Source organism: Aeromicrobium sp., from assembly GCF_032084975.1.
In the GTDB taxonomy this organism is placed as follows: Bacteria; Actinomycetota; Actinomycetes; order Propionibacteriales; family Nocardioidaceae; genus Aeromicrobium.
The window spans coordinates 1-15,425 of the sequence record NZ_DAMDLR010000062.1 but is presented as its reverse complement, the minus strand read 5'-3'; the positions used below and the strand labels follow the sequence as shown (position 1 = coordinate 15,425).

The window sequence follows — 15,425 nt, the reverse complement described above, 5'->3', positions numbered from 1 at the left end:
AGGCGGCTACCGCCGCCTGAAACTACCGATGCCACCTCAAGCTGCAGCAGTCCCAGCCGTGTCGAGCGGCGACACGGGCACCTCCGCCTCCGGCAGGTTCATGTGACTGCGGAGCAGCTGTGCCAATCGCGAGACGTCATCACGGTGTTCTGCCTCCGAGGCCCACTGGTCGAAGGTCACGTGGATATCGACCTGCGGTGTCACGACATGCAAACGGGACCGTCCCTTCTCTCCCTCGGTGGGCGGCGGAGCGAACCTGACGTAGCGAATGTCCTCGAGGGGGAAGGTCATGGCGACCTCACCACGCCCTAGAAGCTCGTCCTTGTCCGCGACGAGGAGGCGCGCATCCGTCACCGCGACGTACGTGGCTTCCTTGACCGGCCAGCCCTGTCCCCTGACGTCAGCCAGGGCGACGAGGGCCTCACCTGGGTCGAGATGCCAGCGGAGGGTTCGGAGCAGGCTCTCGGGAAAGTCGCCCTCGGCAAGCGCGATCAGAGGGCTGGGGACCCGTGGCTCATCCATATCCACGGGTCGTCCGAGAATCATGAGCTGTTCACTCAACACGCGAGCTGCGTGCCGCACTTCGGACGGCGCTCGTCGGTTCTTGCCGAAGGGGAGAGGCATGCGCCCCGGCGGCAGTTCCCCCAACACGGCGAAATGCCGATTCAGCTGTCGCAGCAGGACTCCGGCCGACTCCAGGTCGCGATCATGAACGCAGCGGGCATCGGCCACGACCTTCTCCAGAAGGGCACCCGCCGTGGGATCGGTCTCCGACCGTTGGTAGAGGTGACCCGCCCGTATCGCCTGATAGGTGAACCAGGCGGATTGACCGCGGATGAGCGCCTGAGCATCACGCACGATGGCGTCGCCGTGATGCTTGAGGTACTCCGACCGGTCCTGATGCGTGCGCGCCCCTTCGATGGCCGCCAGGTGCCCAGACACCTTTGCAGTGAACTCCGCTCGAACCTTGTCGAGTGTCGCTTCGTGCCCCGCCACGTTCTGCCAGATGGGGTCGCTGACGGCACCGATGTGACGGGCCTCGGCGATGGATTTCTGCATCGACTCCAACAGACCGGTGACTTCGGCCCAGCGCTCTGTGCGCAGCGTCTGCAGCAGGTCGTCGGTGAGGTGGATGTTCTTCTGGACCAGCGAGGTGATCTTGGCCAGTTCGAGCTGAACCGCCATGAGAGCAACAGCCGGGCCAAGGGCGGCGGCTCCTGCCCCCGCCCCGGCAAGCTTGCTCGGCACCCATTTCACGGTGCCCGCGAAATGGTGGCTCGAATTGACGAGCGCGCCCGCATTGACGCCCCCCGATTGAAGCGGCGTGAGCGTTTTCAGCATTTCCAGGGTTTCTGGCGTGAGTTGGACGAGCCCTAGGAATGCCCCCAGAGTTCCTGCTGTCTGCGCGGCCACGTTGACTCCGGCCGCCGCGGTCAACGCAACCGAGGCGATGTCCGACACGACTCGATCCGGGATCAACGGGCCGTCGACGATGTCGACCCCGTCGGGGGCATCGCCGAACAGACAGGCGAACCCCGGCTCCAGCTCGACGAGAACCACCTGAGGCCCTTCTGGTGCTGGAAGCTCGAGTTCACTCATGGGTGCGACCTTCCTTCGGGTGCCGAGCCTGCGGGTGTCAGAGGCCGTCTACAATTCGCCACAGGTAGCAGGCGCCTCCAGTCCCTTACGACCGTTGAGGGAACTTCTTGAGAAATGTCGGCCGTCGTGCCGAGCATCGAGCTGAAATCCCAGTCCGCAACGGCCGGAACCGTTCTCACCGTCCCCCGTCACCCAACAAGCGCGACCTCTCCCCCGACCACGTGACGGCGAGGACATCCCGCGCCCGGGTGGCCGCGACGTACACGAGCGCTCGCTCGCGCAGCATGGCGTCGGCGAGGTCGGCCTCGCTGGACTCGTAGTCCTTGAGGGCCCGAGGCACCGATCCTTCGGCCACTCCGAACAGCAGGACGTGGGAGAACTCGAGTCCCTTGGCGCGGTGCATCGTCAGGACCAGCGGCATTCCCGGCCGCGGCGCCTCACGGTCGACCGAGCGCACGTTCAGGCCGCGCTCGGCGAGGGCGGCGACGAGGTTCTGACGCTTGTACTGGTCGCGGACGAGGATCGCGATGTCCTCCGGCGCTGCGGCGCGGCCTTCGGCGACGTTCTCCCGAGCGCCCTTGTCCCTCTCCGGCAACCACCCGCGGATGATCGTCGCGGCCTTGTCCAGCTCCTCACCGAAGGTCGCGGTCGGCACGAGCATCGGCCGAGGGCCGGATCGAGCCGAGTGGTACGCGTGTTCCTCCCCCTCGCCTTCGAGGTCGCTCCACTCGGCGCCGGCCAGGATGCCGATGGCCCAGCCGAGGTTCTGCTGAGTGGTGCGGTAGTTCAACGTCAGCCGGCGCGCGCGCCCCCGCACGTTGATCCCTGCATGCGACAGGACGACCTTCTGGCCGTAGATCCGCTGGTGGGAGTCTTCGCAGATGAACAGGTCGTTCGGTCCCCCGGCGGCGAGCGCCCGCAGGAGGCGCAGGTGCGGCATCGTCAGGTCCTGCGCCTCGTCGACGATGACGTGCTCGAACAGACGCACCCCCCGCAGGTCGAGCCATGCCGCTGCGATGGCGGCCTTTTCGATGTAGTCCGTCGTCCCCGCCGCGCGCGCCTTCGCCCGGTAGGCCTCGATGACCCGCCACACGGCCACGCGCTTGGCCCGATCCAGGGCAACGCCGCGCCCGGCACGCCGCACGCGGACGTACGCGTTCGCGCTGGTGATCCCGTGGGGCAGCACCACCTGCTGATACTCGGCCTCGACGAACGCCTGGGTTGCGAGAGCTGCGGGCAGATCACCGCCGGCGTCGGCGATGGCCTCCTGCCAAACCCCGGGAGGAGTCACTCCGAGCACGTCGTTCCGAGCATCGCCGAGCACCTGTGCCACGGCGTCGGCGATGTCATCCCCGGCGCGTTGGACCACGGCCCACGCCACCTGGTCGATGCCCCTGACGTAGATCCCCGGCTGATCGAGCTTCGACCGCAGTTGGATCGTGTCGTCGAGGCGTCGCACGCCACCGGCCAGATCGTCGGCCAGGTTGCGGGTGAAGGTGGTCAGAAGAATCCGGGCGTTCGGGTTCTCCTGCGCCAGGTGGCGGGCCCGGTGAATGGCAACCACGGTCTTGCCGGTTCCCGCACCGCCCGACAACCGGAAGGCACCCCTGCGAGCACCCTCCACGTACCGCCGCTGCTCGGGGTGGAGGAACAGCCGCCACGCGCCGAGGTCACCGGCCTCGATGATGCGGCGCAGCTCGTCCTCGCCGTCGACGATGTGGAACGACGCCTTGGCGGCCGGGTGGTTCTTGATCGTCTCGACGATTCGGGTGTCCTCGTCGACCTCGGCGGCGGTCTGGGCGGCCGCCTCGTCGAGGTGAAAGGCCGCACGCACGTCGGCGACACTGCTGCCGGTTGCGAGTTCCAGTAGGGCGTCGCCCTGCCACTCGACACGCGCGGTGCCGATCACATCGTCGACGAGCTCGTCCTCGGTCACCGCAGCGAGAGCGGCGCGAGCCAGGTCCAGGTCGATGCCGAGGTCCTCGTGCAGGACGTCCGCTGTCAGTCCGACCGGCCATCGGGGAGCCTGTGAGGCCGCGACCTGCATCTGTGCCGCTGCAACTCCGACATGCGCCTGTGCCGCTTCGACCTTCGAGACCTCGGCCTCGGCGATCGGGGCTGCCTCATCCGTGGTCGGTGGGCTCGTCACGACGGGCGCGACATCGACGCGCGGCGCTACGGTGCGCGCCTCGGTCTTGATCTCCCCGAGCACGCGCTCGACCTCGGGCACCCCGTTGATGGGGTTCATCGAGAGGCGGACCTGCTCGGCGATCCGGTTGGCGACGTCGTGCTTCCACACACCGTGAATGACGTAGAAGGGCTCGTCGGCGGTGGTCAGCTTGAACAGGACACACCGGAAGTTGTCGTCGACCCGCCCGGTCCGCACGCGCGCGTCGACGCTGCCGACGATGGGTTCGATGTGGAGGCCCGGGAGCTCGTCGCTCTCCTGCAGCTTCTCGAAGAAGGCGTAGGCCTTCTTCTTCATGGAAGCGTCCAGGCCGTCCTTGACCTTGCTCCAGATGAGGGTGGGCATTCCTCACTCCTCCCGCTTCACGACGACGGCGTCCCCGCGGCGCCCCGCATGTTGACGTGATTCCTTGTATTCGTCGACTGCTTTGCGCGTGCTCTGCCACGCCCATCCGTGCCACGGATAGCGTTCAGCCGCCCCCGGGCGGCCGCCTGGCGAAGGGCCACCAGGGTGACGTCGGCGTCGACGAGGGCCGGTAGGGGAACGAACCGCGCGGGCCCGGCGAGGTTCGGGAGGATGAACCGGTTGAGGTTGTCGATCATGGCGCGGGCCAGCATCTCGGCCAGCGGCCCGTACTCGCCGCGGTCTGCCGTCTGCATGGCAGCGAGATAGCTCGCTCGCTGGGCCTTGAGAATGATCACCGGCGGATACCCCAAGCGGACGAGCACCAGGTTGAGGGCCAGCCTCCCCGCGCGGCCGTTGCCATCGAGGAAGGGGTGAATGTGCTCGAACGCGACGTGGGCACGAGCGAGCGCCTTGGGCAGCCGCCCCTCGAACACCGAGTCCTCCAGCTCACCGCCGAGCGCCACCACGTCGTGGACCCACGTGGCGAGGTCGGCATCCACCTGCGGCCAGGGCGGCGGTTTCATACCTCCGGAGAACGGCGCGATGTCGTGCCGGCGAAAGCTCCCCGGTGCCTCGTCGGCCGTGGCCTGGGGTGGGGCGCCACACTCCACACCGGTGTCATGGCGAGGTGATGGATGTGTCGGATCTCCTGCATGGTGAGGAGCGGCCCGCCCCCTGCCACTCTCCGGGTGGGCTTGGCTGTAGACCCAGGCGGCAGCCTCGCTGTATCCCTTGACCTCCATGTACTCGGCGAGAGGTTTGGAGCCGACCGCTCGCCCTTGGTCGAGAAGAGCTTCGACCTCACGAAGAACGAGGGTGTTGCCCTCGATCGGCGTGGAATGGTGGGCTTCGAGGTGCCAGATGTCCGCCCACACGTACTCCGATTCCTTCGGTGTGGGAAGGCCGCCCAGGCGCGTGTTCAGCTCGTCCAGCTGCGCGTCGAGGCGTGCGTAGACCGTGGCACGGCTGGGACGACCACGCGACATGAGGGCTCCACTCGATGAGGCTTGGGTACACCTAAATGATCTCATCAAGTTACCCGTTCACAGGGGAGTTGATGAGGTGCCGGTCCACTCAATTGATCTCATCAAGTGCATGTCGCGAACCGGGTCACCCATCCTCGGCCATCGACGACACGATGCCGGCCACAAGCCTGTCGGTCTCACCATCCGCGCGATGCACGACCCATCCGGCCGCCGTCATCTCGTCGATCTCGGCAAGAGGCATGTCATCGAGCACGACAGCGATTCGCCGTTGCGGCCAGGACAGATCGACGACCGAGCCCGTCTCGACCTCGGCGCCGGATTCGGCCGGCGGCACACCCGCTTCGGCGAGGAGACGAGCCAGGGCGACGACCACGGGTGATGTGAACTCGGGGTCGAGGTCGACATCGGCCCAACCACCGGGGAGGTCGGAGGTGAGATCCGGCGCGAGAGGGGCGATCGTCGGCACGGTGAACAGATCGATCGTCGGCGCAGCGGGGATGGCCTGCAGGGTCGTGATCGTGTGCGGGATCGTCGAGAACGCGAGCACGTTGGACAGGCGCAACCACTCCCGCCACGAGTCGCGATGATCGGGGTCGGCGACGGCCTCGTCGCGATCGTCGAGGATGAGCGCGACCTCGACGACCGATGCTGCCGACATCCGGGCCGCGAAGAGCAGGTGTCCGCGGCGGTGGAACACCACGTTCATCCCACCGTTGTCCGGCACGGCACCCGCGAGGAGATGTTCCGCAGCCGCGACCGGCAGATCGACGTCGGCACCGGCCTGGCCCACGGTGTTCCGTTCCTGCTGCGCGCCGAGGAGCAGCGCGAGCGCATCGGACAGCCGTGTCCGCGGTGTGCTCTCCGGATCGCGAAGGAGCCCGTCGATCAGCGTCATCACACCGCCCTCGTGCTCCTGGATGGCCGATCGGGAGATCCCCGAGCCCGCCTGTCCGCTCGCCTGCCCCATGAGCATCTGCAGCAGTACGGGGTTGAGCCAGTCGGGTGCGGCGGGGTCGTCGAGGTCCGACGCCGTCACGGCGAGAACACGGTACCCGTGGGCGCGCAGCCTCTCCCGCTTGATCGCATCATCGGCCAGCCGGTTGATCGCGGGCGTCGCGTGAAAGGCATGGCCGTCGGCGAAGATCACGACCTTGGGCACACCGGCCGTGGAGAGGACGAAGTCGGGCCGCGCACCCTCGATGTCGACCTGCGACTGGAGGAACCACACGCGCTCGCCGAGCCCGGTGATGGTCAGCGCCGGGCCGTGCGCGGTGGGATTCGACGTCACCTGCGCCGACCCGGCCAAACGCTCGGTGAAGCGCCGGCGGAACTGCTGTTCCAGGCGCGACTCGCCGGTCTCGGGCGTGAGAGCCGTCTGGGTGACGGCCCATTCGGGCGCCTCGGGGTCGAGGTCGCCGACGGGCCGGTCCCCCTCGACGCCGAGCAGCGATCGCAGCGCCCGGAGCGCGTCGATGCGGTAGACCTCGCGACCGAACGGTGCCAGGCACCGGTGACAGCTGCCGCGGCCCTCCTCTGCGCAGGGGCAGGTCTCGAGCACCTGCGCAGCTCGGGTGAGGATCGGCCAGAGTCGTTCGGGGGTCGAGAGTTCGGTGAGGTAGCCGGTGCCGCCGGGAACGGTGTCGTGAAGGAACAGGGCCTGCCGGACCTCGCCATGCGCGTCGTCGACGGGGTGGGGCGCGATCTCGACCCGCAGGTGATCGGGTGCGCCGCCCATGACCTCGCGGAGGCCGAGCTGCAGCGCCGCGGACAGGCTGTGCACGCTGTGCATGTCGTCGACGATCGCGGGAGGCAGACTGATCGCCACGCCCTGCGTGGCGAGTTCGCGGGACAGCGCCAGAGATCGCGAATGCTCGTCGGTCGCCCTGCGGTGGCGACACCAGGCGCGATGCTCGCGCGGGTCGTTGGCGCCGGATCCGCTGTCGAGCTTGCCGCACGCCTCACAGATGAGGAACCCGTGCGCGGTGACGTCCCGCCCGGCCATCTGCACCGTGTGCGGGCTCGGCACCTCGCGGCCGACGTTGAACCACCGCACGGTCATCCGCCGGTAGTGCGCAACGCCGAGCCCCACCGATTCCACGGACCACTGCCCGACGCGTCGCGCCGGGTCGAAGTCGGGAGAAAGCACGATCTCGAACCGCGTCCGGCGTCGCTCGTCGCTGTTGTCCCCGATGAGGGCGTCGTCGCGCCGGATGTCGGAGAAGACCCGCACGAGTTTCGCGGCGTCGAACCGCTGGCCCGTCTCGGCGATCCCGGCGCTTCCGCAGCGCGGGCAGATGCGTGGTCCGGCGTCACCCGGCGATGCCAGGACGGCGACGAATCCGCAGGTGTCGCAGGCGATGTGCGTCTGGACGTCGGCGTTGTCCTGCCCCAGCTCGACACCGTCGACCCGCATCTCGAACCGGCGCGCGTAGAAGTACGCCCCAGGCGCGAGTTCGGTGAGCGCGCGGGAGGATCCGCGGTCGATGAGCAGCGGCTCGAAGTCGAACTGCTGCGTGTCGGGGTCGATCCACGAGACTTGCGCGTCGAGCTGCACCGAGTCGTCCATGAGCGAGTAGTTGGGCAGCAGGCCGCGCAGTTCGAGCCCGCCGATCCACGATTCCTCGATGGTGAGGTCGGCGATGACCTGGCGGATCAGGCGCGACCCGGCGATGGCGGACCGCAGCGCACGCTTGTCCTCGTCGGTCGCGGCCGGTCGTTCGGCCTGTTCGCGCAGCGGCGGGATCGACTCCTCGACCTCCTGGCGTCGACGCCGCAGGTCTTCGAGCTCGCGGGTGTGCTCACCGACGGCGCGGACGATCGTCGCTTCGGCGCTGCGCGGATCGCCATCCTCTGCTGCCTCGCCGGTGCCGAGGACCCACTCTTCCAGAGCAGCGAGCCCGGGCGTCTGCGGGTCGGCGAACGCGGCGACGAACTCCTCCAGCAGCCGGCGCCCGTCCTCGCGAATCCGCAGGATGACGTCGCCCAACAGCGTTCCCGGATCGGCCGATGCGAGGACCTCTCCCGCCGTCCGAGGGACCGATGCGTACCCCTGCCGCACCATCCGGTCGATGACCGAGGCGATGAACTGCCGCTGCAGGATCTCTTCGGCGTCGAGGTAGGTCGCGGGCGGCCGGACGGCGCCGTTGATCATCGACGTCGGCTCCCCGAGGCGCGGCAGGTTCTCCCCACGCCCGGTGACGTAGGCGAGCGACAGCGACGATCCGGTGAGTCGCCCGCCGCGCCCGACGCGCTGCTGGTACTTCGCGAGCGAATCGGGCAGGGACGACAGCATGACCGTCGACAGGTCGCCGATGTCGATGCCCATCTCCAGAGTCGGGGTGGCGACGAGGACGTTGGGGTCGCCCGGTCGCTGCTCGGAGCGTTTGAATCCGGCCTCGATCTCGCGCCGTTCGGTGGCGTCGAGCAGGCTCGTGTGTTCGCGGGCGTCGACGCGGCGCATGTCGGAGGCGGCGAACAGGCCGCGGTAGAACGACTCGGTCTCGCGGGGTGAGTCCTGCAGGTGCCCGCGGCAGTCGAGCATCAGGCAGGGGCCGTCCTGCAGTTCGCGGCCGACGATCGGTGACACCGGCAGCGGGGATCGGCAGGTGTCGCAGACGAGCAGCGTCGTCTCTTCGAGGAGGACCGCGTCGCTGAGGGGGCCGACCATGACGCGCTCGGGCGGGATGCCGTACGCGATGCCGCCGGATGCGGTGGGCGTGGCCGACAGGACCTCGTGCTCGGCGAGGCGAGCGAACAGGTGCTTGCTCAGCGAGGCGCCATGAGCGGCCGGGACGCCGAGGCATTTCGAGGCCCAGCGCGCATACCAGGACCGCGGGGAGGTCAGCGGCACGAACGCGCTCGTCTTCGTGTCGAGCGTGCCGCCTGCGACGGGGAAGGCATGCGCGCTGCGACCGCGCGGAAAGGCGGGGGCGCCCTGGTCGCGGCGGCGTCCGCCCCAGATCCAGTGACGGTTGCCGTCCTCCTTGAGGTACCTGGTCAGCCACGGATGGTCGATCGCGCCGTCGCGACGCATGTGTTCGAGGATCCCGCGCACCCAGGTGCGCAGGGCCTGGTCGCCGACGGCGCGGCCCTCGTCGAGCATCACGGTGTCGGTGGCGCCGAGGGCGGCTCGGCCGTGGGCGGTGAGGTCGGCGGCGCGGCCGGCGCTGACGTGGACGCCGATCGATCCGGTGGCCTCCAGCGTGCGGCCGTAACCGGTCTGCAGGCCGACCTCGAGCGCGGCGTCGAACGCGAGCCGCCGACGCACCGCGGTACGAGACTTCATCGACACGCGCGGGTAGGGCTGGGTCCAGTACGGCTCGAAGTCGGGGTGCGCGATGAGCGAGGCGGGGACGAGGCGGTAGCGGGCGAAGGGGTCGTCCTCGGCGGCGCGCATCGCGGCATCGACCCAGTCGGGCAGCGACATGCGCTGGGTGAGGGGTCGGCGCAGAGCGGTGCGCAGCGACATCGTGTGGGAACGGTGGTCGACGAAACCGGCGCGGTGGGCGGCGTCCTGCACGGAGTCGGTGAACACGAGGGAGCGCTTCTCGGCGGCGTCGAGGTCGGGGTCACCGAAGAGGGTCGACAGGCTCACCGAGAGCAGGGTGGCGATGGCGCTGCCGAGAAAGCGGATCTGGTCGCCTCTGCCGCACGAGGGGCATTCGTCGTCGCGGGAGCGCTTTTCGAGGTCCTGGTTCTCGCCGTCGAGCATGACGACGGGCAGGATGCGGCCTTCGAGCAGATCATCGTCGTCGTCCGCGGGCGCGCTCCAGAGGATGGTGCGCTGCTGCAGGTGGAGCCAGCGCAGGTGGGGCGCGGCCTGGTGCGGGTTGGCGTCGCCGGCCTGCGCGGCTGCGGCGACCGCGGCGGCCTCGCCGGGGGCGTGGAGCAGTGCGCGGAAGCGGCCGTTCCTCGACATGTGGTCGCCGCGAATGTGCTGGTCGCGGTCGCCGAGATCGCGGCCGGTGGACTTCAGGGTCACTCCCCAGCCCGAGCGTCCGCAGGCGCGGCAGAACACGGCGGGCAGGGCGGGGGTGGTGTCGGCGCCGGCATCGACGCCATCGTCGGTCCAACGGAATCCGGGCTCGGAGGAGACGACCCGGTCGACCCGCGTCAGCTCCCGCAACCACAGAGTCACGTCGACCGACACGGCGTCCCGGTTCCCGAGCCGGATGATGCTCAAGCCGGCCAGGATCGACGCCAGCGCACGGCGGGCGGTGGCCATGTCCGCCACGGCCGCGGGGGTGAAGAGCGCCCGCACAAGGTCGTCGACGTGCGTCGCCTCCGCGGCCAGTTCGACGAGTTTTCTTACGCCGGAGTGGGATCGGAGCAGCGTCGCGTCGTCGACATCGGGCACGGCCCCCGTGTCGTCGGCCTTGTAGAGGACGCGCACGATCTCGCCCAACAGTCGGTTCTGGTCGCCGGCGTGGTCGATGCCGATGGTCGCAACGTCGGCGATGTCGGCGGCGAGGAGGGAGGAGAGCTTGCGCTCGTGGTCCTCGCCGACGGCCTCCCGCGCGGAGGCGGTGAGGGTCTCGATGTCGACGCGTCGTTCGGTGATCGCGGCGTCGGGGGCGAAGGGCTCTCCGAAGACTTGGCCGGCGAAGTCGAGCATGGCGCGCGGGTCATCGCTGTCGCCGAGGGTCGCCGAGGTGGCGACGGGTGTGAGGTTGCCGAGGGGGCGCTGCTCGTAGAGGTCTCGGGTCAGGTGGTCGGCGGGGACGTGACTGCGCAGCGCCATCCCGAGACGCCGCAGGAGGATCGCGACGTCCGTGCCCTGCGCGCCGTCGTAGGTGTGGAATTCGTCGAGGACGAGGTAGGTGAGTGACTCCCAACTCTTGGCCCACAACAGCTGGTCCTCGGGGCGCAGGAGGAGCTGGTCGAGCATCTTGTAGTTGGTCAGCAGGATGTCCGGCGGGTCGTCGCGGAGCACGGCGCGATGCGTGATGAGCCCCTTCGGCGACACCTTGGTGCGCCCCTGCCCGGGCTGCCCGGCCCGCGCGTCGCCGGTGTAGAGGCCGGCGGTGATGGTGGCCAGCGCGGGGTCTTCGGTGAGGAGGGCAGTGAGGCGCCGCGCCTGGTCGTCGGCGAGGGCGTTCATCGGGTAGAGGATGAGTGCCTTCATCCCGGTCTGCCCGTTGCGGCGGGCGCGGATGCAGTGGTCGAGGATCGGGTGGAGGAACGCCTCGGTCTTACCGGATCCCGTGCCAGTGGTGACGACCGTCGGGAGCGGGCGCGGCTTGTCAGGACCGAGGTTCTTGCTGGTCAGGCGCTTGTACGCCTCTGCCTGGTGTCGGTACGGCGGGAACGGTGGGGTCCAGTCGAGGGCTTCGCGCCAGGAATCGTCGGCAGGTCGGAACGGGAGCCGCAACCGCACATACGGCCCTTTGAAGATCCCGTTCTCGGGGTGTTCGAGGAACTCGGCGAGGGCGCGTCGGGGTTCGGCGTCGGCGAGCGCGAACGTCGTGGACACGTAGTCGACCAACGACCGCCGCACACGCTCGGCCTGCAGGCTGGGCAGCAGCGCGGTCATGTCAGTCCTGTCCGTCGTCGGTCGTCACGGGGCCAATCGGCATGGCGACGTGGGATTTTCACTGTAGCGACGCGCCTGGCTCGCTTCGTCGTTCACGTGACGCCCACACCTGCATCAGGAAGGCGCAGGGTGTGCCGCGGCTCAACTCATCGGCAGGGCTCGGCCCTGGCCGTCAGGCCTCCCCGCCGACCCAGCGGTAATAGAACCCCGGCCCCCTCCTGTTGGCCCGCGAGGGCGCCAACATGCCTTCTGCTTCGAGCCGGCGCAGATTTGCGCCGACGTTCGTGGCGTGGGCGCCGACGATAGAAGCGAGTTCGGTGGTGCTGATCCTGCCGAAGTGCTCGGCGTAGGACGAGGCCACGGCGTCGCGATCAGGGTCGGGGCGAGGCCGCCCAGCGTCCTGCCCGAGCCCCTGCAAAGCTCCCCACGCATGGTCCGTCACGCCGAGGACCACCCCGCGTGATGCGGGCACGCCGTCGAGGGGGAAGACCACCGACCGGCCGTCGAACTGGAGCAGGCGCATCCGGTCGATGACCTGCTCAGCCTCTGGACCAGTGATCTGCAGATACGGCTGAAGGTCGGTCGCGTCGGTCCACCAGCGATGCACCAGGCGGTGAAGGCTCATCAGGACCCGGAGGTCGTCGGCGGCTGCCGGTCCGATCGCACGCAACCAGGCCATCCAGGCCTCATCCGGCCGATCTCCCGCCAGCACCACCAACACCCGGTTGCCGTCGGCCTCCTCGATCGTCGGGAGGGGATGACCGAGACGGAGCATGTCGCCGTACATGCGGTCCACGCCGATCCCCTGTCGCTCCGCGATCCCGAGGAGCGCGAGCAAGGCAGTGAGCGAGGCGTTTCGAGATTTCGACGGGTGGGTCAGGATGTTGGCAGGCGTGACCCCGCCGTAGAAGCCACCTGGACTGGTCACTCGCAACGTCGATCCGATGTGCTCCACCGTGGTGGCACCTGGGTCGGTCCATTCGCGATGGGCGACGCCGTTGACGATGGCCTCCCGGAGGGCGCGTTCGGGGAGCGCGCGGACCCGCCCGATGACCAGACCTCGTTCGATGTGGGTCTCGGGGTTGTAGGCCCGGGCCGTCGTGAAGACGGCTGCGAGTTCCTCCAACAGCGAGCTGTGGGGGAGGTTGACGCGCTCCTCACTGTCGGCCCCGGCGGCCGGACGGCGAAGGTAGTCCAGCGCAGGAGTCGTACGGCCGGCGAACGCGATGGCGCCGGCATTGGTGAGCATGCCGTCGACGGTGGCCGCTCCCAACCGTCGCAGCAGGTCAGGGGTATCGATGTCGCCGAGGTCACGCGTCCGCTCGTCCCCCGCTTCCTTGAGGAAGGTCCTCGCGATGGCGATCGCTGCCGGACGGGCTGCCGTGGCCGGCACGTCGCTTGCCTGCTCGGACCAGTCGTAACCCCATCCTTCGGCGCGGCGTTGTTGCCAGGTGGCCGAGTCGATCTCCTGACACTGATCACCGACGCGCCACTGCACTCGCCCCTTGCAGCGCACGGGCGAGACCGCTCCCGGGCTCCGGACGACGAGCACACGAGCGCCGCAGACATCGTGCTCCGTGACGACCGTGGTGATCTGCCTGTCCAGCAACTGGTAGAGGCGAAGCTGCAGCCAGTCTGCGTCGAGCGAGGTGCCCTGCGGCTCGCCGCTGTCCGAGATGCCGACGATGAGCGAACCACCGCCAGGGGTGTTCGCCATGCATGCGACCTCCGGTGCCAGGGCAACCGCGGCGACCTCACTGCGTGGCTCGCCGGCGCCGAGAGAGCCGTCGCGCTGCCGTCGGCCCGCGTCCTCCTTGAAGTCATAGACGCGCCGCTCCGGCGGGGTGTCACCGCGTGCGATGGCGTCGAGGGCGCGCGTGACGGCATCGTGCACCTCGTCGCCACCGAAAACTGTCCTCACACCTGAACGATAGCAGTCGACCATAATTTAGAGGCGGCTAAATTATGGTCACGGTCGCTTTCGGCAGTGTGGGGACAATTTGGGACCGCCCGCAAGACGTGGCGCCACGCGTCCGCACCGGGCCCCAACCTGCAGCACGTTCGGTCGCACGCCACTGAGTCGCTGATGAGCCACGGCGGTCGCATCCACGGGGCCGGACCGCACCCATGCCACCACCACCACCGGCCGCATCAGGGTCTGGTCATCAGGAATCGGCATCGAACACCTCGACTTCTCGCCTGCGACGACACCGGGCGCGTCGGCCACCAACACGTCGATGTGCCGGCGGACGATTGCCGCGTCGACACCATCGACAGGTCGATGAAACGTGTCGAAATTTAGACCGGATATCGACACGTCATCGCAACCTGTCTACGGTGACGACATGTGGGAGCACTCGGACCGCCCGCACCAAGACCTCCCGGCACTGCCGCCGTCGTCCGACGTCGAGACGCCGACGGTCCTGAAGGCGACGGTGGCGGCTTCCCGTGCGCTGGCCCGCCTGGACGGTGCCTGCAAGCGCCTCCCGGACCCCACGATGCTCATCAACGTGATCCCGTTGATGGAGGCCCAGGCGTCGAGCGAGATCGAGAACATCGTCACCACCAACGACGAGCTCTTCCGCGCCGCTCACGGCGCCGCCCCTGACCTGACACCACCAGTGAAGGAGGCTCTGCGGTACCGCGAGGCGCTCAGCGCGGGCTTTCGTGCTCTCGGAACCCGGCCCGTGACCACGACTCTGGCAACGGAGATCTGTACACACATTCAGGGTCGGCCCGCTCGGATTCGGGACACTCCGGGGACCTACATCGGCAACCCGGTCACCAAGGCGCGCATCTACACGCCGCCAGAGGGCAAGGACGTCATCCTGGACCATCTGTCGGCGTGGGAGCGGTTCGTCCATGACGACCACGGTCTCGATCCGCTGGTCGTCATGGCGTTGGCGCACTACCAGTTCGAGGCGATTCATCCGTTCTTCGACGGGAACGGCCGCACCGGGCGCGTCCTCAACCTGTTGTTGCTCATCGAGACGGGGCTACTGGACCTCCCGATCCTGTACCTCTCGGGCCACATCATGCGGCACAAGGACGAGTACTACAGGCAGCTCAACGCCGTCACGCACGAGGATGCCTGGGAGGCCTGGATCCTCTTCATGCTGGCGGGTGTCGAGTCCACCGCACGTTGGACCTTGGAACTGGTGGACTCGACGGACGACATGCGGGCGTCGATGGAGACCGACATCCGTGCGGTCAACCCCCGACTACCCGCCGGCGACATCACCCGGCTGCTGTTCACGCAGCCCTACCTTCGCATCGAGAATGTGGTCGACGCCGCCCTCGCGCAACGTCAGACCGCGTCGAAATGGCTCACCGACCTCGCCGACGCCGGCTTGATCCAGAAGGAACGAGCCGGACGCTCCGTGGTGTTCGTCAACACCCGACTCCTCAGCGCACTGTTCACGACGCCCCTGCCTGAGTGATGTCGGTTCAACTCGCCGGTTTTGATTCCTTGCCGACCGCCCACTTCAGAGGCGTGTCCGTCCAGCGGCGATGCCGGGGACCGCGCCATCGGCCGAACCCACCGGAAGCGCGGTGAACTCACGTACTTCATCAAGTGAAGCCATGAGTCGCCCCGCCACCTCAGATCCCGACGTCGGGCGGCACGTGGGAGCGTTTCCCCGGGCAGGCAGGTTGCTCCACGACTTCAACAAGAGACCGGCACTCGCGCGCTGCGACGGCAATTCCGTTGTCATGA

The 15,425-nt window shown here is 68.6% G+C and carries 6 protein-coding genes; 1 reads left to right on the top strand and 5 read right to left on the bottom strand.

The genetic code is table 11. The annotated features are described in order from the left end of the window. Nucleotides 1-36 precede the first annotated feature (36 nt). The 5 genes from RT323_RS12980 to RT323_RS12960 form a co-directional block, all read right to left on the bottom strand. Nucleotides 37-1,599, bottom strand: a complete 1,563-nt coding sequence (locus RT323_RS12980; protein ID WP_313409166.1) for a hypothetical protein — start codon at nt 1,597-1,599, stop codon at nt 37-39. A 175-nt stretch (nt 1,600-1,774) separates the two neighbouring features. Further along, on the bottom strand, nt 1,775-4,132 hold the full coding sequence (locus RT323_RS12975) for a 3'-5' exonuclease (protein WP_313409164.1): 2,358 nt from the start codon (nt 4,130-4,132) through the stop codon (nt 1,775-1,777). 17 nt (nt 4,133-4,149) lie between these two features. Next, complete coding sequence (locus RT323_RS12970) at nt 4,150-5,178, bottom strand: Fic family protein (protein ID WP_313409162.1); 1,029 nt, start codon at nt 5,176-5,178, stop codon at nt 4,150-4,152. A gap of 124 nt (nt 5,179-5,302) precedes the next feature. Further along, nucleotides 5,303-11,710, bottom strand: a complete 6,408-nt coding sequence (locus tag RT323_RS12965; RefSeq protein ID WP_313409160.1) for a DEAD/DEAH box helicase — start codon at nt 11,708-11,710, stop codon at nt 5,303-5,305. Between the two features lie 172 nt (nt 11,711-11,882). Then, on the bottom strand, nt 11,883-13,631 hold the full coding sequence (locus RT323_RS12960) for an ATP-binding protein (protein ID WP_313409158.1): 1,749 nt from the start codon (nt 13,629-13,631) through the stop codon (nt 11,883-11,885). 424 nt (nt 13,632-14,055) lie between these two features. Between RT323_RS12960 and RT323_RS12955 the strand changes: the two genes are divergently transcribed. After that, a complete protein-coding gene (locus RT323_RS12955; RefSeq protein ID WP_313409156.1) occupies nt 14,056-15,150 on the top strand; it encodes a Fic/DOC family N-terminal domain-containing protein in 1,095 nt (364 codons plus the stop codon). Nucleotides 15,151-15,425: the final 275 nt, after the last annotated feature.